This is a genomic window from Kitasatospora misakiensis (assembly GCF_042656005.1).
GTDB classification, from domain to species: domain Bacteria; phylum Actinomycetota; class Actinomycetes; order Streptomycetales; family Streptomycetaceae; genus Kitasatospora; species Kitasatospora misakiensis.
In genome coordinates this window covers 1-25152 of record NZ_JBHSOF010000002.1, presented here as the reverse complement: position 1 = coordinate 25152, position 25152 = coordinate 1, and the positions used below count along the sequence as shown (strand labels likewise).

At 74.7% G+C, this 25152-nt stretch carries 26 protein-coding genes; 12 read left to right on the top strand and 14 right to left on the bottom strand.

Annotated elements, in window-relative coordinates:
• Positions 1–76: 76 nt before the first annotated feature.
• On the bottom strand, positions 77–472 hold the full coding sequence (locus ACFP3U_RS02005) for a MerR family transcriptional regulator (protein ID WP_380223338.1): 396 nt from the start codon (positions 470–472) through the stop codon (positions 77–79).
• Positions 473–537: 65 nt separating this feature from the next.
• Entirely contained in the window at positions 538–1323 is a 786-nt protein-coding gene (locus tag ACFP3U_RS02000) for an SDR family NAD(P)-dependent oxidoreductase (RefSeq protein ID WP_380223337.1), read from the bottom strand.
• Between the two features lie 208 nt (positions 1324–1531).
• On the opposite strand from ACFP3U_RS02000, the gene ACFP3U_RS01995 reads away from it, so the two are divergent.
• Positions 1532–1990, top strand: coding sequence for a group II truncated hemoglobin (locus tag ACFP3U_RS01995; protein ID WP_380223335.1), 459 nt, complete (start codon positions 1532–1534; stop codon positions 1988–1990).
• An 83-nt stretch (positions 1991–2073) separates the two neighbouring features.
• Positions 2074–2454, top strand: a complete 381-nt coding sequence (locus ACFP3U_RS01990) for a VOC family protein (protein WP_380223334.1) — start codon at positions 2074–2076, stop codon at positions 2452–2454.
• Positions 2455–2508: 54 nt separating this feature from the next.
• On the opposite strand, the gene ACFP3U_RS01985 is transcribed toward ACFP3U_RS01990, so the two are convergent.
• Entirely contained in the window at positions 2509–3099 is a 591-nt protein-coding gene (locus tag ACFP3U_RS01985; RefSeq protein ID WP_380223333.1) for a maleylpyruvate isomerase N-terminal domain-containing protein, read from the bottom strand.
• 90 nt (positions 3100–3189) lie between these two features.
• Positions 3190–3972 (bottom strand): dioxygenase family protein, encoded by a 783-nt coding sequence (locus ACFP3U_RS01980; protein WP_380223332.1) that lies wholly within the window; start codon positions 3970–3972, stop codon positions 3190–3192.
• Positions 3973–4164: 192 nt separating this feature from the next.
• Here ACFP3U_RS01980 and ACFP3U_RS01975 point away from each other — a divergent pair, with 192 nt between their 5' ends.
• A complete protein-coding gene (locus tag ACFP3U_RS01975; RefSeq protein ID WP_380223331.1) occupies positions 4165–4680 on the top strand; it encodes a MarR family winged helix-turn-helix transcriptional regulator in 516 nt (171 codons plus the stop codon).
• 66 nt (positions 4681–4746) lie between these two features.
• On the opposite strand, the gene ACFP3U_RS01970 is transcribed toward ACFP3U_RS01975, so the two are convergent.
• Together ACFP3U_RS01970 and ACFP3U_RS01965 are read right to left on the bottom strand one after the other, a co-directional pair.
• Positions 4747–5946, bottom strand: a complete 1200-nt coding sequence (locus ACFP3U_RS01970) for an RNA polymerase sigma factor (RefSeq protein ID WP_380223329.1) — start codon at positions 5944–5946, stop codon at positions 4747–4749.
• A 151-nt stretch (positions 5947–6097) separates the two neighbouring features.
• Positions 6098–6472, bottom strand: a complete 375-nt coding sequence (locus ACFP3U_RS01965; protein WP_380223328.1) for a YciI family protein — start codon at positions 6470–6472, stop codon at positions 6098–6100.
• Positions 6473–6727: 255 nt separating this feature from the next.
• Between ACFP3U_RS01965 and ACFP3U_RS01960 the strand changes: the two genes are divergently transcribed.
• The gene (locus ACFP3U_RS01960) at positions 6728–7558 is read left to right on the top strand and encodes an alpha/beta fold hydrolase (RefSeq protein WP_380223327.1); all 831 of its coding nucleotides are present in this window, start codon (positions 6728–6730) and stop codon (positions 7556–7558) included.
• Between the two features lie 21 nt (positions 7559–7579).
• On the opposite strand, the gene ACFP3U_RS01955 is transcribed toward ACFP3U_RS01960, so the two are convergent.
• On the bottom strand, positions 7580–8707 hold the full coding sequence (locus ACFP3U_RS01955) for a hypothetical protein (protein ID WP_380223326.1): 1128 nt from the start codon (positions 8705–8707) through the stop codon (positions 7580–7582).
• Positions 8708–8795: 88 nt separating this feature from the next.
• Here ACFP3U_RS01955 and ACFP3U_RS01950 point away from each other — a divergent pair, with 88 nt between their 5' ends.
• The 6 genes from ACFP3U_RS01950 (at position 8796) to ACFP3U_RS01925 (ending at position 15158) form a co-directional block, all read left to right on the top strand.
• Complete coding sequence (locus ACFP3U_RS01950; RefSeq protein ID WP_380223325.1) at positions 8796–9308, top strand: GNAT family N-acetyltransferase; 513 nt, start codon at positions 8796–8798, stop codon at positions 9306–9308.
• A gap of 331 nt (positions 9309–9639) precedes the next feature.
• Positions 9640–11160 carry a DUF2079 domain-containing protein gene (locus ACFP3U_RS01945; RefSeq protein WP_380223324.1) on the top strand — a complete coding sequence of 507 codons (1521 nt, stop codon included), beginning with the start codon at positions 9640–9642 and terminating at the stop codon, positions 11158–11160.
• A gap of 104 nt (positions 11161–11264) precedes the next feature.
• Entirely contained in the window at positions 11265–11726 is a 462-nt protein-coding gene (locus ACFP3U_RS01940) for a GntR family transcriptional regulator (protein WP_380223323.1), read from the top strand.
• A gap of 20 nt (positions 11727–11746) precedes the next feature.
• Positions 11747–12691, top strand: coding sequence for an ABC transporter ATP-binding protein (locus tag ACFP3U_RS01935; protein ID WP_380223322.1), 945 nt, complete (start codon positions 11747–11749; stop codon positions 12689–12691).
• Positions 12688–13749, top strand: coding sequence for a hypothetical protein (locus ACFP3U_RS01930; protein ID WP_380223321.1), 1062 nt, complete (start codon positions 12688–12690; stop codon positions 13747–13749). Before ACFP3U_RS01935 ends, ACFP3U_RS01930 begins: the two co-directional genes overlap by 4 nt.
• A 113-nt stretch (positions 13750–13862) precedes the next feature.
• Positions 13863–15158, top strand: a complete 1296-nt coding sequence (locus ACFP3U_RS01925; RefSeq protein WP_380223320.1) for an FAD-dependent oxidoreductase — start codon at positions 13863–13865, stop codon at positions 15156–15158.
• Between the two features lie 5 nt (positions 15159–15163).
• On the opposite strand, the gene ACFP3U_RS01920 is transcribed toward ACFP3U_RS01925, so the two are convergent.
• From ACFP3U_RS01920 to ACFP3U_RS01910, 3 genes are all read right to left on the bottom strand, one after another.
• Positions 15164–16192, bottom strand: a complete 1029-nt coding sequence (locus tag ACFP3U_RS01920; RefSeq protein ID WP_380223319.1) for a LacI family DNA-binding transcriptional regulator — start codon at positions 16190–16192, stop codon at positions 15164–15166.
• Positions 16193–16236: 44 nt separating this feature from the next.
• Positions 16237–17124: a helix-turn-helix domain-containing protein gene (locus ACFP3U_RS01915; protein WP_380223318.1), complete on the bottom strand. Its 888-nt coding sequence runs from the start codon at positions 17122–17124 to the stop codon at positions 16237–16239.
• 190 nt (positions 17125–17314) lie between these two features.
• Positions 17315–18178, bottom strand: a complete 864-nt coding sequence (locus ACFP3U_RS01910) for a MurR/RpiR family transcriptional regulator (RefSeq protein ID WP_380223317.1) — start codon at positions 18176–18178, stop codon at positions 17315–17317.
• A gap of 62 nt (positions 18179–18240) precedes the next feature.
• Between ACFP3U_RS01910 and ACFP3U_RS01905 the strand changes: the two genes are divergently transcribed.
• Positions 18241–19089 (top strand): EamA family transporter, encoded by an 849-nt coding sequence (locus ACFP3U_RS01905; RefSeq protein WP_380223316.1) that lies wholly within the window; start codon positions 18241–18243, stop codon positions 19087–19089.
• Positions 19090–19127: 38 nt separating this feature from the next.
• Here the strand turns inward: ACFP3U_RS01905 and ACFP3U_RS01900 are convergent, their stop codons facing one another.
• The 4 genes from ACFP3U_RS01900 to ACFP3U_RS01885 all read right to left on the bottom strand — a co-directional run bounded on the left by ACFP3U_RS01900 (position 19128) and on the right by ACFP3U_RS01885 (position 23840).
• A complete protein-coding gene (locus tag ACFP3U_RS01900; protein WP_380223315.1) occupies positions 19128–19931 on the bottom strand; it encodes a GNAT family N-acetyltransferase in 804 nt (267 codons plus the stop codon).
• A gap of 142 nt (positions 19932–20073) precedes the next feature.
• The gene (locus ACFP3U_RS01895) at positions 20074–21171 is read right to left on the bottom strand and encodes a WD40/YVTN/BNR-like repeat-containing protein (RefSeq protein ID WP_380223314.1); all 1098 of its coding nucleotides are present in this window, start codon (positions 21169–21171) and stop codon (positions 20074–20076) included.
• 166 nt (positions 21172–21337) lie between these two features.
• Positions 21338–22807, bottom strand: a complete 1470-nt coding sequence (locus ACFP3U_RS01890; RefSeq protein WP_380223313.1) for a dihydrolipoyl dehydrogenase family protein — start codon at positions 22805–22807, stop codon at positions 21338–21340.
• Between the two features lie 289 nt (positions 22808–23096).
• Entirely contained in the window at positions 23097–23840 is a 744-nt protein-coding gene (locus tag ACFP3U_RS01885; RefSeq protein WP_380223312.1) for an alpha/beta fold hydrolase, read from the bottom strand.
• A 210-nt stretch (positions 23841–24050) separates the two neighbouring features.
• Between ACFP3U_RS01885 and ACFP3U_RS01880 the strand changes: the two genes are divergently transcribed.
• Positions 24051–25022 carry a helix-turn-helix transcriptional regulator gene (locus ACFP3U_RS01880; protein WP_380223311.1) on the top strand — a complete coding sequence of 324 codons (972 nt, stop codon included), beginning with the start codon at positions 24051–24053 and terminating at the stop codon, positions 25020–25022.
• The last annotated feature ends 130 nt before the right edge of the window (positions 25023–25152 follow it).

Here is a 25152-nt window from a genome sequence, read left to right as displayed (position 1 = left end):
CGCCGCCCGCTGCACACCCCCGATCGGGGGTGTCACCCGGAAGGGGGCGGCCCGGGGGCAGGTCCCGGGACGCGCCCTACGCCCGTACGGTCGCCTCGGCGTCCGCGATCGCCTCGGCGTCGGCGATCGCCTCGGCGTCGGCGATCGCCGCGGCCAGCCGGTCCCGGGTCGCGCTCTGGGCGGCGATCCGGCGCTCCAGCACCGTCAGCCGGTCCCGGGCGATCCGCAGAGCACCGGCCGACGGCGGCCCGAACGCGTCGCTGTCCAGGCACCCCAGGAACGGCCGGACGTCCTCCAGGGTGAACCCGGCCTCCAGCAGCGAGCGGATGTTGCGCACCCGGGTCACCGTCGCCTCGTCGTACACCCGGTAGCCGTTGGCCGCCCGCCCGGAGTCGATCAGCCCGGCCTGTTCGTAGTGCCGCAGGGCCCGTGCGGTGGTCCCCGTCGCCCGCGCCAGCTCGCCGATCCGCACCCGCGCGGCCTCCGTCCGTTCTCCTCACGGCGCCCGGCTGTCTCCCCGCAGTCTCCCCGCGGGGCTCAGCTGACCACGGCGCCCCCGTCCACCGGCAAGACTACTCCGGTGACGAAGGAGGCCCGCGGATCGGCGAGTTGGGTGACGGCCCAGGCCACCTCGGCGGCCTCGCCGATCCGGCCGAGCGGGGTGTGGGCGATCTGCCACGCGCGCAGGGCCGCCCGCTGCTCGGGGCCGACCCCGGCGTGGTCGGCGATCGGTGTCGCGATCGCGCCGGGGGCCACCGCCACGACCCGGATGCCGCGCGGCGCCAGTTCCACCGCCCAGCTGCGGGTCAGCGAGTCCACGGCGGCCTTGCTCGCCGCGTAGGCCGAGTTGCTGGGCCAGCCGCGCTGACCGACGGCCGTGCTGACGTTGACGATCACGCCCCGGCTCTCGGTGAGCGCGGGCAGCGCGGCCTGGGCCAGCAGGACGGGCGCCGTCAGATTGGTGGCCAGCAGGGCGGCGACGCCCTCGGGGCGGTAGCTGCCGAGCGTCGCGTGCGGAGCGATGCCCGCGTTGTTGACCAGGACGTCCAGCCGGCCGAACCGCTCCACCGCCGCCCGGACGATCGTCTCCGGCCCGTCCGGCGCCGTGATGTCCGCGACCAGCGGCACGATCCGCCCCGGCGCCGCCTCCGCCGTCTCCGCGAGCGGCTCCGCCCGCCGTCCGACGGCCACCACCAGCAGCTCCGGCCCCTGTGCGGCGAAGGCCCGGGCCGTCGCCCGCCCGATCCCGGTCCCCGCCCCGGTGACCACCACCACCCGAAGTCGCCGTGCCACTGCCTCGTCCGTTCCCGTCGTTCCGTTCATGTCCGCAAGCCTCCGACCCTGCCGCCAGTGGCAAGGTCAAGCGCCGGGCCTCGGGAGGTGCGCCGCCGGTCCGCGCGGCCCGAAGCCGGAGCCCGCCCCTCCTCTTGCTGAGCCGGCGGCGAACAGGTCCCGTAGAGGAGGCGCGGCCTCCGCTCCGCTGCTAGGAAGGGCGCCAGGACCGCAAGGACATCCGCACGGGGAGACACCGATGACCGACCACCGCTCCGACGGCCTCTACGACGCGATCGGGGGCCTCGACGCCCTCCGGAGACTGAGCAACACCTTCTACCAGGGCGTGCTCGCCGACCCGGTGCTCGCGCCGGTCTTCGCCGACTTCACCCCCACCCACATCGAGCACGTCGCCGTCTGGCTGGCCGAGGTCTTCGGCGGCCCGGACGGCTTCACCACCGACCTTGGCGGCCACCAGTCGCTGCTCCGCGCGCACCTCGGCCTCGCCATCACCGAGGAGCATCGCACCCGGTGGATGGAGCTGATGGCCGAGGCGGTGGACAAGGAACTGCCCGAGGGTGAACTCCTGCGCCGCCGCGTCCTGGAGTACTTCGACTGGGGGACCCGGATCGCCAAGGACGTCTCCGCCGCGCCGGTCGGCACCGACCTCGGGGACCCGGGCCCGACCCCGCGCTGGGGCTGGGAGGGCCTCAAGTAGGCCGGTCGGAGCGGCCGTCGGGGCCACCGGCGGCGCCCGTAACCGGTTGGACGGGGGAGGGAGATCCAGGTCACAGTGGTCACATGGCTTCTCTTGTGCGACATGTGACGATCGATTGCGCCGACCCCTACACCCTCGCCCAGTTCTGGGTGGAGGCGCTGGACGGCGCCCTGGGCGAGGGCGATGGCCCGGGGGACTCGGAGATCGAGGTGAACTCGGAGGGCGTCTCGCTGCTCTTCATCGAGGTCCCGGAGGGCAAGTCCGTCAAGAACCGGGTCCACCTGGACCTGAGTCCGAAGGACCGCACCCGGGACGAGGAGGTGGAGCGCCTCATCGCCCTGGGCGCGAAGCCCTTCGAGGACCACCGCCAGCTGGACGGCACGGGCTGGGTGACCCTCACCGACATCGAGGGCAACGAGTTCTGCGTCGTGCGCAGCGCCGCCGAGCGGATCGCCGCCGCCTGACGCGCCCGACCGCTGCTCGACGGCTGCTACTTGACGACCGTTACTTGACGACCGTTACTCGACGGCCGCCCGCCAGATCCACGAGGTCCTGCGCGGGCGGCCGTTCAGCTCCCCGCGGCCGGTGCACCAGATCAGCACGTCCGCAGGGTCCCCGGCGGGCGCGTCGGGGAAGAGCCGGGCGAGTACCGCCGCGGCGAGCCGCTCCGGGGGCCGCCACGCCAGGCCCAGCCCGAGGGTGATGTCGTGGGTGTGCACCAGGGTCTCGGCGACGCCCATCGCCGCGAAGCCGGCCGGGTCGCACGGCCCGTAGTGCCAGGCGCGCAGCCCGGGCGGCGCCGCGTCCAGGGCGGTGGCCAGCAGCTGCGCGGCGGCCGTGACCACGGTGAGCACCTCGGCCGGTCCGGCCTCCGGGTGCACGGTGAGGTCCAGCGGCAGATAGCGGTCGGTGGGCCGGGCGGCGAGCTGTCCGGCGTAGGCGAGCAGGTCGTGGGCGATGTGGGCGGCGGTCTCCCGGCAGCTCCACTCCAGCGGCCCGGCGGGCGCGTCCCAGCGTGCGCCGCCCGCCTCGGCGGCGGGGCCCAGGACGGCCGTCGCCTCGGCGAGGGCGGCCCGGACGTCGGCGCCGTTCATCTGATGGTCGGTCATCGGCCCACCGTCTCACGGGCCCCCGCGGGCGCACGAGGGCCCCACCCGCCCGGACGGCGCCGGAGTCCGGCGGGTCAGCCGGTCAGCCGGTCAGCCGAGCTGGATCGAGCGCTTCGCCAGTCCCATCCAGAACCCGTCGATCACGGCGCGCTGGCTGCCCAGTTCGCCGTCCGCCGCACCGAGGGTGACGAACAGCGGGGCGAAGTGCTCGGTCCGGGGGTGGGCGAGCCGGCCCGCCGGCGCCTTCTGCTCGAAGTCGAGCAGCGCGTCGAGGTCCTGGGCCTCCAGGGCCCGCCGGCCCCAGTCGTCGAACTCGGCCATCACCGAGCTGATCCGGCCGTCGTGGCTGAGCGCCCGCAGATTGTGGGTGAAGAAGCCGCTGCCGACGATCAGTACGCCCTCGTCGCGCAGCGGGGCGAGCCGGCGGCCGATCTCCAGGAGCCGCTGCGGGTCGAGGGTCGGCAGGGAGACCTGGAGGACCGGGACGTCCGCCGCCGGGAACATCTCCACCAGGGGGACGTACGCGCCGTGGTCGAGGCCGCGGTCGGGCATGTCCTGCACGGGCGTGCCGGGGGCGCGCAGCAGCTTCCGCACGCGCTCGGCGAGCTCCGGCGCGCCGGGGGCGGCGTACTGGACGCGGTAGTAGTGCTCGGGGAAGCCCCAGAAGTCGTAGACGAGCGGCACGGTGGTGACGGCGCCGAGCGCGAGCGGGGCCTCCTCCCAGTGCGCGGAGACCATCAGGATCGCCCGGGGGCGCGGCAGGTCGGCGGACCAGGCGGCCAGCTCACCGGGCCAGACGGGGTCGTCGGCGAGCGGCGGCGCCCCGTGCGACAGGTAGAGGGCGGGCATGCGCTCGGGTGCGGCGGTACTCATGGCGGCTCTTCTCCTCTGGCCCTCGGGCGCGCTCCGTGGCGGGTGGCCACGGCAGGTGGTTCACGGCAGGTGGTTCACGGAAGGTGGGGCACGGCGGGTGGGTTCACGGCAGATAGTTCAAATTTGAACTCTCCACTGATTCCGACGGTACACCCTTCGTTCGAATTTGAACAATAGGGGTACGATCACTCCATGCCCTCCACCCAGTCCGCACCTTCGGCGCCCCCCTCCGCCGCCGCCCCGCCCGAGCCCCGGTGGCTCGACGAGGAGGAGATGGCCGCCTGGCGGAGCTTCGTCATCGCGAGCAACCTCCTCAACCGCCGCCTGGAACGCCAGCTCAAGGAGGATTCCGGTCTCTCCCACACCCAGTACGAGATCCTCGTCCACCTCTCCGCCGCCCCGGCCGGCTCGCTGCGGATGACCGAGCTGGCGGAGCGGCTCGTCACCTCCAAGAGCGGTCTGACCTACCAGGTCACCCAGTTGGAGAAGATGGGACTGGTCGGCCGCCGCTCCTGCCCGAGCGATGTGCGCGGGGTCTTCGCCGAGCTCACCGACCCGGGGCGCGAGATGCTGCGCGAGGCCGCCCCCGGCCACGTCGCGCTGGTCCGCGAACTGCTCATCGACGTCCTCAGCCGGGAGCAGCTCGTCGTCCTCGCCGACGGCCTCGGCCAGGTCAGCGCCCGGCTCCGCCTCGACGACACCCCCTGAGTCGTCCTCCGAGTCGCCGGCCCCGAGGGCACCGGAGCCCTCGGGGCCTCACCCCTCCTCGGGGCTCTACTCCTCCTCGGCCGCCGCGGCGCGGGCCAGCAGCAGCTCCCGCTCCCGCTCGTTGCGGGTCAGCCCGGCCGCCCGCTCGAACTCCGCCCGCGCCTCGGCGCCCCGCCCCAGCCGGGCCAGCAGATCGCCCCGGACGCTGGGCAGCAGGTGGTACCCGCGCAGCGCCGGTTCCGCGGTCAGCGCGTCCACCACCTCCAGCGCGACCACCGGACCCTCCGCCATCGACAGCGCCACGGCCCGGTTCAGCTCGACCACCGGGGACGGCGCCACCGCCATCAGCCGCCCGTAGAGCGCCGCGATGGTGGTCCAGTCGGTGTCCTCGTAGCGCGCGGCCCGCGCGTGGCAGGCGGCGATCGCGGCCTGGACCGAGTACGGCCCGGTGCCCGCCCGCACCAGGGCGGCGAGCCCGCGCCGGATCAGCAGCCGGTCCCAGCGGGCGCGGTTCTGGTCGGCGAGCAGCACGGGTGCGCCGTCCGGCCCGGTGCGGGCCGCCGTCCGGGAGGCCTGGAGCTCCAGCAGCGCCGCCAGTCCGTGCGCCTCGGGCTCCTCGGGCATCAGCGCGGCCAGCACCCGGGCGAGGCGCAGCGCGTCCTCGCAGAGTGCCGGCCGCAGCAGGTCGTCCCCGGCGGTGGCCGCGTAACCCTCGTTGAAGATCAGGTAGATGACCTCCAGCACGGAGGAGAGCCGGGCCGCCCGCTCCGCCCCGTACGGCACCTCGAACGGTATCCCGGCTCGCGCCAGCGCCCGCTTGGCGCGGACGATCCGCTGGGCGACCGTCGGCTCCGGGGTGAGCACGGCCCGGGCGATCTCCGCCGTGGTCAGCCCGCCGAGCAGCCGCAGCGTCAGCGCGATCCGGGCCTCCGCGGACAGCACCGGGTGGCAGACGGTGAAGATCAGCCGCAGCAGGTCGTCGTCGATGTCGTCCGGCCCGGCCGGCTCCGGCGGCGGGACGTCCTCCAGCGACCGCCCGACCTCGGCGAGCTTGCGCGCGTACGTCTCCCGGCGGCGGACCAGGTCGATCGCGCGGTGCTTGGCGGTGGCCATGAGCCAGGCGCCCGGACGGTCCGGGACGCCCGACCCGGGCCACTGCTCCAGAGCGGCGACCAGCGCGTCCTGCGCCAACTCCTCGGCGATGCCGACATCGCGCACGATGCGGGTGACCCCGGCGATGATCCGGGCGGACTCGATCCTGAACACGGCTTCGACCGTCCTGGCCGTCTCCGTCTCCGTCTCCGTCTCTGTCTCCGTCGCACCCGCGTCGCGCTCCGTCACGATCACCCATCAGAGCAGCCGCCGCCCACCCGGGCAAACCCGTCGCCCCGGCGGCTACTTCCGAGGTGCCCGGCTGTCACGCCTCCGGCGGCGTGGCGGCCTCGTCGATCTGCCGCAGCTCGGCGCCGACCGTCCAGCCCGCCGGGTGCGTCTCCAGGAAGCGCCGGGTCCACTCGACGGCCTCGGCCATGTCCTTGCACTGGAGGATCGCGTAGCCGCCCACGACCTCCTTGGTCTCGGTGAACGGCCCGTCGGTGCAGCTCACCTTCCCGCCGTCCCAGAGCAGCCGGGTGCCCTGCTTGGTCGGCAGCAGGCCGGCGGTGTCCAGCATCACCCCGGCGTTGGTGATCTCGGCGAACAGCGCCCCCATCCGCTCCTCGAAGGCGGGGTCCATCTCGAACTGCTCGGCCTGCTGCTCGTCGATGCGGATCAGACTCATGAAGCGCGGCATGGCGGCTCACTCCTCGTCGGTGCGGGCGGGGCTTCTCCCCGCCGCTCACCCCTGCGTCGAACGGACGGCGCCCGTTTCGACAGCCGGCCGGGAAATTCTTCCGACGACTTCCCCGACCCGCCACCGGAGCGCCTAGGACGAACGTGTGAGACGAGCGTCTTGCACAACTGTGCAAATCATGGATAGTCTCCTTCCCGTTGACCGCTTGACCGATCGACCGCTTGACCGAGACGTTCGACCCAAGGGGGACCAGTCATGACCGACCTCACCGTGACCGCGCCGGGCACCGCCGTCCGCGCCGAGCTGACCATCGACGGCCGCCGCCTCTCCTACCTCGACTTCGGCGGGGCGGGCCGGCCGCTGGTCGCCCTGCACGGGCACCTGTCCGAGGGGGCGACGTTCGCGCACCTCGCCGAGGCGCTCGGCCCCGAGTGGCGGCTGATCGCGCCGGACCAGCGCGGCCAGGGCGAGTCCGACCGGACGGCCGACTACACGCGGGGCGGCTACCTCGCCGACCTCGGGGCGCTCCTCGACCACCTCGGCCTGGAGCGGGTCGTGCTGCTCGGCCACTCGCTCGGCGCCATCAACGCCTACCAGTTCGCGGCACGCCACCCCGAGCGCGTCGCCGCCCTGGTCAACGCCGAGGGCCCGGCCGCGCTCGGCCTGGACGGGACCAACCCCCTCGGCTTCCTGCTCGGCCTGCCGTACGAGGCCCCCACCCGCGAGGAGCTGATCGCCGGTCTGGGCCCGGCCGCGCCGTACTTCGCCGACCGGCTGCGCCGGAACGCGGACGGCGGCTGGCGGCTGCCCTTCCGCCCGCAGGAGATGTACCGCTCCGAGGACGCCGTCCACGGCGACCACTGGGCGGACTGGACGGCCACCTCCTGCCCGGCCCTGCTGGTCCGCGGCACCCGGGGGGTCGTTCCCGCCGAGCAGGCGGCGGCGATGGTCGAGCGCCGCCCCGCCACCACGGCGGTGGAGCTCGACGCCGACCACTTCGTGTACGCGGCCGCCCCCGAGGCCTTCGCCGCCGCCGTCCGGGACTTCCTCGGCACCCTCCCGGCCGACGGCGGACTGCCTGCGTGAGGCCGCCGAGAGACTTATGGCCTAACGACCGTGCTGAACGCCGGAGGCCTTCGTCGGGCGCAGCTCGGGCGCCAGGGGTTCGGCCTTGGACCGCTTCACCGCGAGGGCGCGGGCCAGGTCGAAGGCCGCCGCCGGGTCCTCGTGCTTGGTCCACGGCCGCGCCCCGCACCACGGGCCGATCGCCCGGAACTGCTCCAGTGCCACCTCGTACGACTCCACCTCGCCGGCGAAGTGCGCCAGCAGGTGCCGCAGCTGCGGCAGCCGCTCGTCGTCCGGGCGGACCTGCCGCAGCTGGGTGGCGAGGTTGGTGAGCCGCCAGGTGGTCTTGTCGGCCGCGAGCGTGCCGGTGATGGAGCGGCGCTCCTCCAGTTCGGCGAGCGCGTGCAGGTAGATCCCGCCCAGCGGACTCCCGGGCGGGGCCGCGTCCATGGCGCTCTCGGCGAAGGCCATCATCTTGTCGTTCGAGCCGAACCACTTGGCGCACCAGTACTGCATGGCCTGCCAGTGGCCGTCGTAGTGGTACCAGGCGCGCTTCAGCAGCTCGTCCCACGCCTCCTGGAACTGCTCCGGGGTGAACTGCGCCCCGCGCGCCGCCGTCACGATCACCACCCACGGGCCCGGGTTCGCCGGGTCCAGCAGGGCGGCCTTGCGGGCCGCCTCGATCGCGGCCGGCAGCAGTTCCCGGAAGCTGTTGATCGCGTCTTCGCCGACCTCGTGCCCGTAGCCGGAGCCGCGGACCTCCCAGGCGCGACGCACCAGCAGCTTCGCCTCCAGGGTGGCGGCGTCGCAGTTGTCCGGTTGGGCGGCGCGCCAGGCGGTCAGCCAGCCGTCGCCGTCGGCGGCTATCGCCGCCAGCAGGCCCAGCCGCGACCAGCGCTCGTCCCAGTGGTCCCCGGGCTCGGCCGCGTACTCGGCCGCCGGGCGCCAGTCCCCGGCCCAGGCCGCCTCGGCGATCGCCCGGGAGCGCTCGCGCTCCTCCAGCGGGGCCGGCGGGCCGGACCGGGTCGGGTCGAGGCGCTCGCGCGGCGCCATGCCGTACGCCGCCGGGTCGAAGCCCTCCCGGGCCCACGTCAGATGGCTCCGGTGCCGGCGGTACCGGTACAGGAGGTAGACCGCCACGGCCAGGGCGAAGATCAGCAGATGTGTCACGACGGCGAATCATCGCTGGTGGGAGGCGGTGTCCGCAACGCCGAAAACGACTCGCCGAATGCGGCGTTCCATGGAAGCATCCGCTCTTATGGGGACGATTCTGCACGGCCGGCACGTCACGCTCCGACCGGCCGCGGCCGAGGACATCCCGGCCCTGGTCGCGATCCGCCGCACCCCCGAGGTCTTCGCCCGCTGGCGCGGTGGGGACGACCTCACCGACGCCGTCACCACCGACCTCGCCGAGCCCGGCACCGAGACCTTCGTGATCGAGGTCGGCGGCCGGGTCGTCGGCGCCGTCCAGTGGTACGCCGAGAACGACGACGAGTACCGCCACGCCGGTCTGGACATCTACCTCGACCCGGCCCACCACGGTCGCGGCCACGGCACCGACGCCGTCCGCACCCTGGCCCGCCACCTCGTCGACGACCACCACTACCACCGGCTGATCATCGACCCGGCGGCGGACAACGCCGCGGCGATCCGCTGCTACGAGAAGGTCGGCTTCCGCCCGGTGGGCGTGATGCGCGAGTACGAGCGGGGCTCCGACGGCACCTGGCACGACAATCTGCTGATGGATCTGCTGGCCGCCGAACTCGTCTGACGCCCGGCGGCGCCGTCCTCATGGCGCCGGCGCCGCCCGTCGGTCAGTGGTCCGCGCGCAGCGGCTCGCCGCTCCGGTGGAGGTGCGCGAAGATCTCGCGGTAGGAGCGGAGCAGCCCGGTCTCGTAGTACGGGATGCCCTTCTCGGCGCAGAACCGGCGGGTGATCCGGGCCGCCCGGCGGCCAGGGCGAGTTGCAGCCAGGTGTCGCCCAGGGCGAACAGGGCGTACCAGCCTCCGCCGAACGCGGCGAGCGTCCGGGGTTGACGGTCGCTCCGGGGTTCCACCACCCTTTCACTAATTAAGTAGTGAAAGGGTGGTTTACTGATGTGGATGCTCCGCGCCCTCCGGCGGCCCCGGACGCTGTCCTGGGGGCTGTCCTGGCTGCTGCCCTGGGGGCTGGCCGGGCTGTTCGCCGTGCTCTACGCCTGCGTCGCCGTCAACCGGCACCGGCGGATGCTGACCCAGGCCTATGACCTGGGCATCTTCGAGCAGGCGGTTCGCGCGTACGCGCACGGCGAGGCGCCGGTCGTCCTGCTCAAGGGCCCCGGCTACCACCTGCTCGGGGACCACTTCCATCCCGTGCTGGTCACCCTCGCCCCGCTGTACCGGCTGTTCCCGAGCGCCGTGACGCTGCTCCTGGCGCAGGCGGTGCTGATGGCGCTGGCCGTCGTGCCGCTCAGCCGCTGGGCCTTCGAGGTGGGCGGCCCTCGGCTCGCCGGTCTCGTCGGCTGCCTGACCGGGGCGTCCTGGGGGATCGTCGAGGCGGTGGCCGACGACTTCCACGAGATCGCGTTCGCCGTGCCACTGCTGGCCTTCGCGGCCACCGCACTCGGCCGGGGCCGGTCGGTCGCGGCGGTGCTCTGGGCGTTGCCGCTGGTCCTGGTCAAAGAGGACCTCGGGCTCACGGTGGCCGTGTTCGGCGGGCTGGTCCTCTTCCGGGCGGGGCTCGGGAGCCGGGTCGGGGCGCTGGGCTTCGGGGTGATGGTCTTCGGGCTCGCCGCGACCGCGCTGACCGTGCTGGTGGTGCTGCCCGCGTTCAACCCGGGCGGCGGCTTCGACTACTGGGGGCAGATGGGCACGCGGGAGGCGGCGGGCGCGCCCTGGGAGGCGGCGGTCCGGCTGGTCTGGCCGCCGCTGAAGTGGCTGCTGCTCGGGCTGGCCGCCGCGACGGCCGGGTTCCTGGGGCTGCGCTCGCCCCTGGTGCTGCTCTGCGTGCCGACCCTCGGCTGGCGGCTGATCGCCGACAACCCGCACTACTGGGGCGTGAGTTACCACTACAGCGCGGTGCTGATGCCGCTGCTGCTGGCGGCCCTGGTGGACGGCCTGCAGTGGAGCGGAGCCTTCGCCCGGGCCGGTGCCTCTTCCGGGGTCGACGCGGCCGGTGCCTCCGCCGGCCCGGCCCGGGCGGCCGTGCGCCGGGCTCGCCGCGCGCTGGTCGCCGCCGGCCTGGTCGCTGTCGTGACGCTCCCGATCTACCCCCTGCACGAACTCGTCGCCCCCGGGGCCTGGGGCACCTCGCCCCGGCTGACGCAGGCCCGGGCGATGCTCGCCCGGATACCCGACGGCGCCACCGTCACCGCCTCCAACCGCCTCGCCGCACAACTGGCCGGGCGAACCACGGTCGGCCTGGTCTGCCGCGAGCCGGCACCGCCCCTCGCCGACGGGTCGCACGGCGGACCGGACGGCGGACCGCGCGGCGGGCCGGAGTGGGTGGCCGTCGACCTGGCCGACCCCAGCGTGCAGGCGCCCTGCGCGATCGCCGACACCGTCCGGATGCTCGGCCGCTACGAACAGCTCGGCTACCGACGGGTCGTGGACGACGGCGACCTGCGCCTGCTCGCCCGCCCGTAGGCCTTTCTCCAATCCCTCGGAACGCACCCCCCGGGTTCGACTTGACCACGGCGCCGTGGTCCGCCACGATTCCACTAATAAACTAGTGAAAGGGTGATGCGGGTGTGATCGAGTACCGCATCGAGCGGCGCAGCGGCGTCTCCACCTATCAGCAGATCGTGCAGCAGACCAAGCAGGCCCTGCGGCTCGGCGTGCTGCAGCCCGGGGACAAGCTGCCGACCGCGCGGGAGGTGGTCGAGCAGACCGCGATCAACCCGAACACCGTGCTGAAGGCCTACCGCGAACTCGAACGCGAGGGGCTGGTCGAGCCCAGGCCCGGCCTCGGCACCTTCGTCCGCCGCTCGCTCGCCCGCCCGGAGGCGGCCGCCGACGGTCCGCTGCGCGCCGGGCTGGTGGGGTGGGTCGACGAGGCCCGGGCCGCCGGACTCGACCGCGAGGACATCGCCGCGCTGATGGCCTCCGTACTGGAGCAGCGCTTCGAAACCGGGGTCGCCGGGAGCGCGGGGGCGGCGGGCGACCCGGCGCCGCCGCAGACGACAACCGGGCCGGCGGATCCGGCCGCGTAGAACAGGGAGGGTGGGGGCGCGTGACACACGCGATACATGCGACGGACGCGACGGACGCGACAGGCGCGATACCGGCCGACGACCGGCCGGCCGTCGAGGCCGTGGGGCTCGGCAAGCGGTACCGGGGCGACCTGTGGGCGCTGCGCGACTGCGACTTCGCCGTCCCGGCCGGCCGGATCTGCGGCGTGGTGGGCGCCAACGGGGCCGGCAAGAGCACCCTGCTCACCCTGGCCGCCCGCCTCGTCGCGCCCACCGAGGGCGAGTTGCGGGTCTTCGGCGAGACATCGAGCACCCCGGAGTCGCGCGCCCGGGTCGCCCACCTCACCCAGGAGAAGTCGCTCTACCCCTCCTTCACGGTCGCGGAGACCCTGCGCATCGGGCGCGAACTCAACCCGGGCTGGGACGAGGACGCGGCCCAACGGGTCATCGAGCTGGGGGAGTTGCGTCCCCACGCGCGGATCGGCTCGCTCTCCGGCGGCCAGCGCACCCGGGTGGCGATCGCGCTCACCCTCGGCAAGCGCGCCGACCTGCTCCTGCTCGACGAGCCGATGGCCGACCTCGATCCGCTCGCCCGGCACGAGCTGATGGGCGTCCTGATGGCGGAGGCCGCCGAACGCGGCACCACGATCCTGGTCTCCTCCCACATCCTGCCCGAACTCGACGGCGTCATCGACCACTTGCTGCTGGTCCAGGCGGGCCGGATCCGGCTGTCCGGCGATCTGGACGAGATCCTCGACGGACACCAGCTGCTCACCGGCGTCGCCGAGGGCGCGGACCTCCCCGACGGGATCGCGGTGGAGCGGCGAGTCCGGGGCCGTCAGGTCACCGCCCTGCTCCGCACCGGCGAACCGGTGGACGGACCCTGGGAGTTGACCCGGCCGAGCCTGGAGGAGCTGCTCCTGGCCTACCTCCGCACCCCGCTGCCCCCGCACCCCACCGCCCCCGATCGCGAGGCCGCCGCATGAGCACCAGCACCCTGACCGGCCCGGCGACCCCGGCCGGCCCGACCACCCCGGCGTCCGGGCAGCGCGCGAACGGCCGCGCTGCCCCGGCCCGCCCAGGGCGCGGGCCGAGCGGAGCCCTCTGGCTGGTGCTGCGCCAGAACCGGGCCACGATCAGGTCGGTGGCGATCCTGCTGGTCCTCGCCGCCGCCGTCCTGGCCGCCATCCACGTGCTCGTCCAGGACCGGATCGGGGTCATGCACCGGACCTCCTGCTACACCCCGGCGTCCTGGGAGCGGATCGAGTGCCGGGTGCAGGCCGGTCGGGTCGAGCTGCTGGCCCGGATGTTCACCGACATCCTCCAGCCCGCTGTCACCGCCGTCCCGGTGCTGATCGGCATGTTCCTCGGCGGGCCGCTGCTCGCCCAGGAGTACGAACGCGGCACCGTCCGGCTGGTGCTGGCCCAGTCCGTCTCCCCGCGCCGCTGGCTGGCGACCCGGCTCGCCGTCCCCGCTGCGGCCGTCCTGCTGGCGACCGCCGTGCTGTCGGCGCTGACCAACTGGGTGTGGTGGACGGACATCCTCCACGGGCCGGTGGGCTTCGACCCGCCGTTCCAGGCCTTCACCTACCCCGTGCTGGGCGTGGCCCCGATCGCCTGGTCGCTGTTCGGCCTGGCGGTGGGCGTGCTGGTCGGGCAACTGTTGCGGCGGACGGTCGCCGCCGTGCTGGTGAGCGGCGCGGCGGTGCTGCTCGCGCAGGCGGTGATCTTCGCGTGGCGGCCGTTCCTCTGGCCGATGATCGAGGAGGAGCAGCCGTTCAACAACCGGATGGGCGGCTTCGTCCAGCCCGCCAACGCCTGGCTGGTGGAGCGCGGTGTGGTGCTCGCGGACGGCACCCGGCTGTCGAGCGACGAGTGCGTCAACGCGGCCGATGTCTGCAACAACGCGCCGACCTCCTGGGGCCAGTACCACCCGGTGTCGCACCTCGTGCCGGTCCAACTCGTCGAGGCCGGCCTGCTGGTGGTGCTCACCGCCGCCGTGGTGGCCCTCGTCTTCCGCCGGCTGGCCCGCGCCGGGGTCTGAGCCGTCCGGCGGCGTCCGATTCCGGTCTACTGCCCGCGCGCCCGGCCGACCAGACTGGGACGGCGTCACGGCCGAATGCGGTCTCCCCCGTCCCAGAAGGAGAACTGCGCAGTATGACCGGAACGACAGCACCGAGCGACACGACAGCGGCGAGCGACACGACAGCGGAAGCCGGCACCAGGATCGCCGTCATCGGCGCCGGCCCCGCCGGGCTCACCCTCGCCCGGATCCTCCGGGTCCACGGCATCGCCGCCACCGTGTACGAGCGCGAGCCCGACCGGCACGTCCGGGGCCAGGGCGGCACCCTGGACCTGCACGGCGACACCGGTCTACGGGCCGTCCAGGAGGCGGGCCTGACCGAGGAGTTCTGGGCGAAGGCCCGGCCGGAGGGCGCGGACTTCCGCGTCGTCGACAAGCACGGCACCGCCCACCACACCTACGACACCGGCCTCACCCCGGGCGGCGGCGCTGGTCCCGACGGCGGGGTCGACGGGGCCGACGGCGCGGCGAGCCCCGAGATCGACCGCGGCGACCTGCGCGCCCTCCTGCTGGACTCGCTCGACCCGTCCGCCGTCCGCTGGGGCCATCGCCTCGACCGCGCCGAACCGCTCGGCGACGGCCGGCACCGGCTCCACTTCGACAACGGCGCCGTCGAGACCTGCGACCTGCTGATCGGTGCCGAGGGCGCGCACTCCCGGGTCCGCCCGCTGCTCACCGCCGTCGCACCCCACTACACCGGCGTCAGCCTGGTCGAACTCGGCATCCCCGACGCCGACCGCACCGCCCCCGGGGCCGCCGCGGCCGTCGGCAACGGCAGCCTGTTCGCCTTCCACGACAACAAGGGCCTGGTCCTCCAGCGCAACAGCGACGGCCGGATCCGCGTCTACGCGTTCCTCCGCAGCCCCGAGGACTGGCTGACGGTGGCGGGCCTCTCCGAACACGACCCGGCCGGCACCCGCGCCACCGTCGCCCGGCACTTCGCCGACTGGGCACCGGAGTTCCGGGCCGCCCTGGCCGCCTGCGACGACACCCTGCGCACCCAGCGACTGGAGAAGCTGCCGGTCGGCCTGGCCTGGCCGCGCCGCCCGGGCGTCACCCTGGTCGGGGACGCGGCGCACCTGATGTCCCCGTTCGCGGGGCAGGGCGTCAACCTCGCCATGTGGGACGCCGCCGAACTCGCCCTCGCCGTGGCGCCCGTCCTCGCTCCGCCGGCCCCCCGGGACGCGGCGACCGCGGCGGCGCTCGACGCGGCCCTCGCGGGCTACGAGAAGGCGATGTTCGAACGGGGCGCGTTCTGGGCGGGCATCTCCGCGTTCAACCACGACCGGGTGCTGGCCCCGGACGGCCACGAGAACCTGCACCTCATGGCCGGTCCGCCCGGCCCGCCCGGTCCGCCGGACGGTGCCTGAGGGGTTCAGGCCCCGGTGCAGCCGCAGGACCGTCGGACCACCATCCGGGCCGGGAACATCAGGGCCCCGGTGGCCGACGCCGGCTCCCCGTCCGCGCGCTCGCCGAGCACCAGGTCGACGGCGGCCCGCGCCATCTCCGTCTGCGCGGTGGCCACGCTGGTCAGCGGCGGGGCGGCGATCACGGCCTCCGCGATGTTGTCGAAGGCGACCACCGCGAGATCCTCCGGCACCCTGATGCCGAGGTCGTCGGCGGCCCGCAGCAGGCCGATCGCCTGGTCGTCGGTCGAACAGAAGACGGCGGTCGGCCGGTCGGCGCGCGCCAGCAGCGCGAGCGCCTCCCGGTGCGCCCGCACCCGGCCGAACGGGGCGGGGGTCAGCCGGCCCTCGGTGGACAGCCCGGCCTCACGGAGCGCGGCGGCCCAGCCGGCGGTGCGGACGGTGACCGGGTCGCTCGGGCTGAGCGCGAAGGTGCCGCCGAAGCAGTGCACCGTGGCGTGGCCGTGCCCGAGCAGGTGGCCGACGGCCTCCCGGGCCCCGCCCTCGTCGTCCGCGACGACCGCGATCCCGTGCTCGGTCTCGGCGCGGTGGTGCAGCAGCACGACCGGCGTCCCGTCCGGGGCGTCCATACCGGTGACGCCGGGGGCGGACGGGTCCTGGGTGACCAGGATCAGGCCGTCCACCTGCATGCCGAGGAAGGCCCGGATGTAGTGGGCCTCGCGCTCGTTCGCGTAGTCGGAGTTGCCGATCAGCAGCAGTCGCCCGCGTTCGGCGGCCGCCCGCTCCACGGTGTGCGCGAGTTCGGCGAAGAATGGCTGGCGGGCGTCCGGCACGACCATGCCGATCAGGTCGGTGCGCCGCCGGGCCATGGCCTGCGCGACGCGGTTCGGCCGGTAGCCCAGCTCCTCGACGACGGCGAGTACCCGGGCCCGCGTCGCGGCCGCCACCGGCCGCGGCCCGTTGTTGATCACATAACTCACCACCGCGGTCGACGTCCCCGCCGCCCTCGCCACGTCGTCCCGCGTCACCCTTGCCATGTCCGCGAGCCTACACACCGCCACCGACAGCCCCCGGCGCCGTTTCACCGGCCGGATCCCGGGCGGTGCTCGCGGGGTGCTGTTTCCGGCCGTTCGCCGACGGGCCCCCGGCGGGCCCGCGCGCGGTACTCGGTGGGGGTCATCCCGTAGGCCTCGCGGAAGGCGCGGCCGAAGGCGGTGGCGCTGGAGAACCCCCAGCGGGCGGCGATCGTCCGGACGGGCCGGGCGTCCGGCTCCGGGGCGGCGAGTTCGGCGCGGCAGCGTTCGAGGCGCTTGCGGCGGACGGTCGCCGCCACGCTGGCGGGCTGGTCGCGGAAGAGCAGGTAGAGCGCGCGCAGCGACATGTGGTGGTGGTCGGCGATGGCCTGCGGCGTCAGGGCCGGGTCGTCGAGGTTGTGCTCGATGAAACGGTGGACGCGTCGCAGCAACAGCCGGTCCCGGGCCTCGGCCGGCGCCTCCTCCGGGGCGCCCGGCCGCTGGGCGAGACAGGCGGCGGCGAGGTCGAGGGTGACGGACCCCAGCCGGGACAGCTCCTCGGGCCGGCAGAGCGGCCCCTGGTCGAGCAGGGCACCCAGGAAGCGGGCGAGGACGGCCCCCGTTCCCTCGCGCGCGGGGATGCGCCGGGCGAGCAGGTGGTCCACCTCGTCCGCGGGGAGCGGCAGCGCGGACCGGGGGATCCGCAGCACGACCGCCCGCGCCGGACCGTCGGCGCAGCCGCGCGAGGTGTACGTCAGCACCAGGTCGGCCGCGACGGGCGACTCGCCACCGGCCCGGGCGGCACGGACGACGCCGTCCGCGACCAGCGCGAGCCGGTACCGCTCGGGATCGCCGGTGCGGCGCCCCCGCACCGGTGGGTAGGCGAGGCTCGACAGCCGGACGGGACCCAGGTCGACGTGGGTGATCTCGGGGCTGAGGCCAGCGGCGCGGGGCATCAGATCGGTCGACACCGCCCCGCGGAACCACTCGAACCGGCCCGCCGGCGCCACGCCCCCCGCCGAGCCACGCGTTTCCCCCACCAGATCCCCCCTGCTCCCCACACCGCCCACCGCAACATCATGATCGACTTCCGGTCGCCGACGCGGTCGTGCGGGGTGCGTGGCCGGTCAGGGCGCGTCCGTCCCTTTAGTACATCTGGTCGGCCGTGACGTCCGCGGAGCGGCGTAGGGACTGCTCGGCGGGTTCGCCGCGGAGGGTGAGCAGGGTGAGGGTCAGTGCGTCCAGGACGGTCAGGTGGGCGATGCGGCTGGCGGTGGTCTCCAGGCCGAAGACGAGGTCCTGGCCGCCGGCGACCAGGGTGTGGGTGGCGGTTTCGCTGAGGGGTGAGCGGGCGTAGCTGGTGAGCGCGATCACCGTGGCGCCGTTGGCGCGGGCGTGGCGGGCGGTGTCGACCACGGTGCGGGTGGCCCCGGTGTGGCTGACGGCCAGGCAGGCGGCGGTGGGCGGCAGTTGGGCGGCGGCCAGTTGGGCGGTGCTCGGGTCGGCGGGGGAGTCGGTGCGCAGGCCGAGGGCGCGCAGCCGGTAGGCGGCGTCCAGGACCACCGCGCCGGAGAGTCCCTCGCCGAGGACCAGGACGTGGTCGGCGGCGTTCAGCGCGTCGGCCGCGGCCCGCAGCCCGTCGGGGGTGAGCGTCGTGCCGATCCCGTCGAGCGCCTCCCGGGCGGCGCGGACGGTGTCGGCGAGCGCGCGGGCGGCCGGGTCCCGGGTGTCGGACGCGTCCGCCGCGGGGGCCGGGGCCTGGCGGACGGCGGCGATCTTCAGCTCCTGGTAGCCCCGGAAGCCGAGCCGCTGGCAGGCCCGGACCACCGAGGAGGACGCCGTCCCGGCCAGCTCGGCGACGTCGCTGACGCTGAGGCCGACCAGATCGGCGCCCCGGGCGAGGACCACCTGGGCGACCCGCGCCTCGCTGCCGCGCAGCTCGCCGAGTCGGGCGCGGATGTGCGCGGCCAGCTGGGATTCCAGCGGAGAAAATTCGGAACGCTCTTCCATGGATGCAGTGTACCGTGGAACCTGATTCCGGACCTGATCGTTCGTTGGAGGGGAGTTTCGCCGTGGCCGCCGCCGTTCCCGTGGCCGTTCTGACCGCCGCCGTCCTGCACGCGGTGTGGAACGGTCTGGCGCACCGGATCGAGGACAAGCTCGTCGGGTTTGCCCTGATCAACCTCGCGTACACCGCGTGCGCGGTGGTCCTGGTGGTGCTCAACCCGCTCCCGGCGGCCGCCGCCTGGCCGTACCTGCTCGCCTCCGTGGCGATGCAGGTGGCGGGCCAGCTGCTGCTCCTGCGCGCCTACCAGCTGGGGGACTTCGGGCAGATGTACCCGATAGCGCGCGGCTCGGCGCCGCTGCTGGTGGCGGTGCTGTCGGTGACGGTCCTCGGCGAGGCGCCCGGGGGCGGGGAGCTGCTCGGCGTGGCCGTCATCTCCTGCGGACTGGTCGGGCTGGCCTTCGCCCGGGGGATCCCGAGCCGCGCCCAGCTGCCCGCGCTCGGGGCGGCCCTCGGCACCGGGGTGATGATCGCCGCGTACACCGTGTCGGACGGCGCCGGCGTCCGACACGCGGGGACGGTCGGCGGCTACGTCGCCTGGCTGTTCCTGCTCCAGGGGCCGGTCCTGGCGCTGATCGCCCGGGCGCGCCGGGGGCGGGGCCTGCTGGCCGGGGCCGGACCGGCGGTTCCGTTCGGGCTGCTCGGCGGGGTGCTGTCGCTGGCCGCCTACGGGCTCGTGGTGTGGGCGCAGTCCCGGGGGAACCTCGCGACGATCGCCGCGCTGCGCGAGACCAGCATCGTGATCGCCGCACTGATCGCCACCGTGGTCTTCCGGGAGCGCCTCGGGCGGCTGCGGATGGCGGCGAGCGCGGCCGTGCTGGCCGGGATAGCCGTCCTGGAGCTGGCCCACCCCTGAGGGCCGGCTCCAGGGCGACGGGGGTGACTCCCCGAGACTCAGGGGACGACGACCGTCAGCGAGCTGCGCGTCGTCGTGAAACCCAGCTCCTCGTACAGCTGCTGGGCCCGGTTGCCCTCGGTCACGGCCAGTCCGATCTCGGTGGCGCCACCGGTGGCGACGTCGGCGATGACGCGGCGCAGCAGGTCGCGGCCGAGGCCGGGGTAGCCGCGCGCGGGGTCGCGGAACACGTGGGCGATCCAGGGCAGGCCGTTCCAGTCGGTGAGGACGGCACCGGCCACCACCCGGTCGGTGCCGTCCACGACCAGGGCGCTGGACGGCAGCAGGGGCCCTATGACCTGCCCGGCCAGCAGCGCGGCGAGCTTCCCGACCTTGGCCTGCTCACCCAGCTCACCCTGCTCACCCTGGTCGCCCTGCTCCTCGGCCGGGACGTGGTCCGGGTGACCGGGGCCGAAGGCGGCCCGGGAGACCGGGGCCAGTTCCTCGGCCCCGCGGTCGCACGGTACGGCGCGGAGCCCGTCCCGGAACGGGGTGCGCGCCCAGGCGGCCCAACCCTCGGGCGGGGGCGTGTCGGTGAGGCTCCGGTGCATCGTGTGGCCGTGGCGCAGCACGGTGGCCCCCTGGCGCACCAGCTCCTCGCCGAGCGTGAACGGGCCGGAGACCACCCACCCCGCCAACTCCGTCTGTACGAACGCGGCCTGGGCCGTCAGGTCGGCGCGCGGGTCGACCACCTCCAGGCGGTCGGCCCAGGGGCGGCCGTCCCGTTCGCCCCGCTCGTACCGCACGAGGGCGACCCCGTCGGCTCCGTACCCGTACTGCCAGTCGCCCTGCGCCTGTGCCACGTCGTCGGTCCGATCCTTGCGCGTCGGCATGCCCGTCGGCACGCCCCGTCCTCCGCCATGCTCGGCGAACGGCCCTTCGGGATCAACCGACCGGCGGTCAACCAGGAGAAAACGTCGGCGGGTTGAGGTCCGGGCCCCGGCCTCAGTCCGCGATCACGGCCGCGCGGACGCAGAGGACGTCCGGCAGGTGGGAGACCACCAGCGCCCAGTGCCCGCCCTCGTCGTGGCTCGCGTAGACGTCGCCGGTGCGGTTGCCGAAGTAGATGCCGGCCGGTGCGAGGTCGTCGGTGCGCAGCGCGTCGCGCAGCACGATGCCGTAGTGGTCCTCGCCGGGCAGGCCCTCGGCGAGCGCCTGCCAGCTGTCGCCCGCGTCGTTCGTGCGGAAGATCCGGCAGCGACGGCCCGGCGGGATCCGGTCGTCGGCGCCGCCGAGCGGGAACACGTACGCGGTGTCGGCGCGGTGCGGGTGGGCGGCGATCGCGAAGCCGAAGTCGGCGGGCAGGCCGGCGGCGATCGAGCGCCAGTTCTCGCCGCCGTCGTCGCTGCGGTAGACGCCGCCGTGGTTCTGCAGGTAGAGCCGGTCCGGGTTGACGGCGTCGCGGGCGACCTTGTGCACGCACTGGCCGAACTCGGGGTACTGGTTCTCCTCCGGCAGGAACTCGGCGCGCAGCCCGCTGTTGGACGGCTCCCAGCTGCGGCCGCCGTCCTTGCTGCGGTAGACGCCGCCGCTGGAGACGGCGACCAGCAGCCGCTCCGGGTCGCGCGGGTCGCTGAGGACGGTGTGCAGGCCCTGACCGCCGTAGCCGGCGCCCCACTCGGCGCGCTGCGGGTGGTTCCAGAGCGACTCGACCAGCGTGAAGGTCTCGCCGCCGTCCTCGGAGCGGAACAGCGCGGCGGGTTCGGTGCCCGCGTAGACCACGCCCGGGGCCTCGGGGCCGGCCGGCTGGAGCTGCCAGACCCGGGTGAGCGAGGCGCCGGTGCTCTCGGGGAAGCGGATCGCCGGGGTGGGCGGTTCGAACCAGCTCGCCCCGAGGTCGTCCGAGCGCCACACCGACGGGCCCCAGTGGCTGCTGTCGGCGCCCACCAGGAGTCTGGTCCGACCGTCACGGCGGTCGATGGCGACCGAGTAGATCGCGTTCATCCGGAAGTGCGGCCCGCTGAACTCCCACTTCAGCCGGTCACGACTCCGTCCGAGAAAGAGGCCCTTCTCGGTTCCGACGGCCAACAGCACCTCGGTCATTGCCACACACCACCTGCTCGGCGAAACGGCCCCCGCCCGGACACCCCTCCTGGGCCAGTGTCCCGCCGTCGGACGCCCGCCACATCTCGCCGCGCCGGACGCCGACCACCCGGCGCGGGCGCCCGGGCGGACCCGGGCGCCGCGCCACCGGGCGCCGTCAGCGTCGTCAGCCCCGGCAGCCCTCCAGCAGCCGCAACCAGACCTCGCTGATCGTCGGGTACGCGGGCACCGCGTGCCAGAGCCGGTCGATCGGCACCTCCCCGACCACCGCGATCGTCGCCGAGTGCAGCAGTTCGGAGACGCCCGGCCCGACGAAGCTCGCGCCGACCAGCACCTCCCGGTCCAGGTCGAAGACGACCCGGGCCCGGCCTCGGTAGTCGTCGCCGTAGAGCGAGGCGCCGGCGACCGCGCCGAGGTCGTGGTCGATCACCTTGACCCGCAGTCCGGCCTGCTCGGCGGCGTGGAGGGTCAGGCCGACGGAGGCGACCTCCGGTTGCGTGAAGACGACCTGCGGCGCGCCCGCGCTGTCGGCCGACGCGGCGTGCGCGCCCCAGCGCGCGGTGTCCAGCGGACGCGCCTGGGCGCGGGCGACGATCGCCCCGCCGGTGATCCGCGCCTGGTACTTGCCCTGATGGGTGAGCAGCGCCCGGTGGTTGACGTCCCCGGCGGCGTACAGCCACGCGCCGTCGACGCCGAGCACGGTGCAGCTGTCGTCCACGTCGAGCCAGTTGCCGGGGTGCAGGCCTACCTGCTCCAGGCCGACGTCCGCCGTGCGGGGCGCGCGCCCGGTGGCGTACAGCACCTCGTCCACCGTCAGCCGCCCGCCGTCGCCGAGGGTGAGGGCGACCTCGGAGGCCCCGTCCGCCCCGTCCAGCGCGCGCCGCTCCACCGCGGTGACCTCGGTCCCGAAGCGGAGGTCCACGCCGAGGTCCCGCAGGCCGTCCGCGACCAGCTCGCCGGCGAACGGCTCCATCCGGGGCAGCAGCCCGCTGCCGCGGACCAGGAGCACCACCTCCGAGCCGAGCGCCCGCCAGGCGGTGGCCAGCTCCACGCCGACCACCCCGCCGCCGACCACCGCGAGCCGCCGGGGGACGGTGGGCGAGCCGGTCGCCTCACGGTTGGTCCACGGTCGGGCGTCGGCCAGCCCGGTGACGTCGTACGGCAGCACCGGCCGGCTGCCGGTGCAGATCGCGACGGCGTGCCGGGCCACCAGCAGTCGCTCGCCGCCGTCCTCCGCCTCGACGGTCACCTGCCGTTCGCCGGCCAGCCGGCCGTGGCCGCGGGCCAGTTCGATGCCGGTGTCGCGGAGCCACTGCACCTGGCCGTCGTCCTGCCAGTGCGAGGTGAACGAGTCGCGCCGGGCGAGCACCGCGGCCGGGTCCAGCGCACCGCCGCCGACCGCCTCCCGGGACCCGGCCACCGCGCGGGCGTCGGCCAGCGCGGCCACCGGGCGCAGCAGCGCCTTGCTCGGCATGCAGGCCCAGTAGGAGCACTCGCCGCCGACCAACTCGCTCTCCACGATCACCGTGCGCAGCCCGGCGGCGGCCGTCCGGTCGGCGACGTTCTCGCCGGTGGGGCCCGCGCCGATCACGATGACGTCGAACTCCTCGGGGGTGGTGGACTGGGGAGAGGTCATGCGTGCTCCTCCGTGCTCTTGTATCCGTGCTCTGATCGGTGCTTCTCGACCGGGCGGGCCGGTGCGGTCCGGCGTGCGCCGGTGCGGCGCGGGCCCGCTCAGGGTGTGCCGTGATGTCGTGTCCATCCTGCGCCGACCGGCCCGCCCGGCGCAGCCGAACACGCGGGCGAAGCGACAGCCGGGGACACCCTTCACACCCTCGTGACCTTCACGTTGTGCGGCGACCACGGCCGCGACCGCGGCCCCGGCCGGGCTGGCCCGCCCGGCCCGGAGCCGGGGGACGGACCCCCTACGCGAGCTCCGCCAACTCCGCGAGCGCCGCCGCCGTTTCGGCCGGCCGGGAGAACATCGGCCAGTGCCCCGTCGGCACCTCGCGCAGTTCCCACTCCGGGCCGCCGAGCGCCGCGAAGTACGGGTGCCCGGCGGCGATCATCTCCCGGACCTGCGCCAGCGGGATCGTGCACGAGACCAGGGCCTTCGGCAGCTTCGCGCCCCCGCCGGTCAGCCGCACCGGCTGGTAGAGCGTCCCGGCCGGCTGGTCGGTGGCCCGCTCGCGGAACCGCGCCAGCCCGGCCTCGTCGATCCCCGTCACATCGGCGCCGTCGGAGGCCAGCACCTCCCAGGACGGCAGCGGCAGCCACCGCCCGTTGACCATCGTGGCCTCCAGCGTGGCGCGGTAGGCCGGCTCCCAGAGGTCCGCGAGCACCGTACCGTCGGCGAGCGGGCCGGAGTCGAGGTACACCACCCGCCGGATCCGCTCCGGCACCCGGTCGGCCGCGCCGGACACGGCGATGGTGCCGCCGCTGTGCGCCACCAGGACCACGTCCCGGAGGTCCTCACGGACCAACAGGTCGGTGAGGTCGGCGATGTGGGTCTCGGTGCCGGTCTCCGGCGTGGCCTCGCCGGCCCGTTCGGCGAGCCCGGGCAGGGTCACCGCGTGCACGGTGTGGCCCGCGGCGCGCAGCGGTTCGGCGACCGCGTCCCAGGCCCAGGCACCGAGCCAGAAACCGGGGACGAGTACGAAGGTGCTCATGATGGGGCGATCCTCTCGTGGAATGCGTGTCGTGGGCCCGGTGCCGGTCCTGACCCGTCACCCGGCGCCCGCCGTCGACTCCGACCCTAGAATCGCAACCGGACAGAACTCGACCGGATTAATCACCGTGTCGATCGCGGTCGACCACGCGGCCGATCGTCCGACAGAACGAACGGATCGAACGGAACGAGACGGGAGGAGCGCAGCGCCGTGGAACACCCGGTCAGCCGCATCCTCGCCCTCCTCGAACTGCTCCAGGCCCGGCCCGGCCTCACCGGCGCCGAACTCGCCGAGCGGCTGGAGGTCGACGTCCGCACCGTGCGCCGCTACGCGGCCCGGCTCGCCGAACTCGGCATCCCCGTCCAGGCCGAGCGCGGCCGCTACGGCGGGTACCGACTGCTGCCGGGCTTCCGGCTGCCTCCGCTGATGCTCACCGGCGACGAGGCTGCCTCCGTGGTGCTGGGGCTGCTGGCCGGCCGACGGTCCGGGCTGTCGGTGGGGGAGCAGGCCGGGGAGTCGGCGCTCGCCAAGATCCGGCGGGTGCTGCCGCCGGCGCTGCGCGACCAGGTCGCGGCCGTCGAACAGACCGTCGGGCTGACCGCCGCGCCCGCATCCGGCCCCAGCCCGGCGGCCGAGGCGCTGTTCACGCTCGCCGAGGCGGCGCGCCGGCGCCGCCGGGTCCGGCTGGACTACCGGGACCGCGACGGCGCGCCCAGCGAGCGCGAGTTCGACCCGTACGGGCTGGTCTTCCACTCCGGCCGCTGGTACACCACGGGCCTGGACCACCGCAGCGGGGAGCAGCGGACCTTCCGGGTGGACCGGATCCGCTCCGTCCGACCGTGCGAGGCCGGGTTCGAACCGCCCGCGGACGTCGACCCGGTGCAGCGGGTGCTGGAATCGCTCGCCTCGGTGCCGTGGACGCACGAGGTCGAGGTCGTCCTCACGGCCGGCCTCGACGAGGCCCGCCACCGGATCCCGCCCACGGCGGGCACGGTCACCGCCACCGAGGACGGGCGGGTCCTGTTCCGCGCCCGGGCCGAGCGCCTCGACGGTATGGCCCTGCTGCTCGCCGGCCTCGGCTGGCCCTTCACGGTCCGCCGTCCGGCCGCCCTCCGTGACGAGGTCCGAGCGCTCGCCGCCCGCCTCACCACGTGGAGCGAGGACGGCGCGGAGGAGCACTGAACGGCGGAGCACCGAACGACGAACGCGAACGCACAACGGCGGGCCCCGCGGGTGGTCGAACCAGACGCTGTTGGCGAATGTGACTGATCGGCTGCATTGAGTGACGCCGGTCTCCGAGACTGTTCTCGGA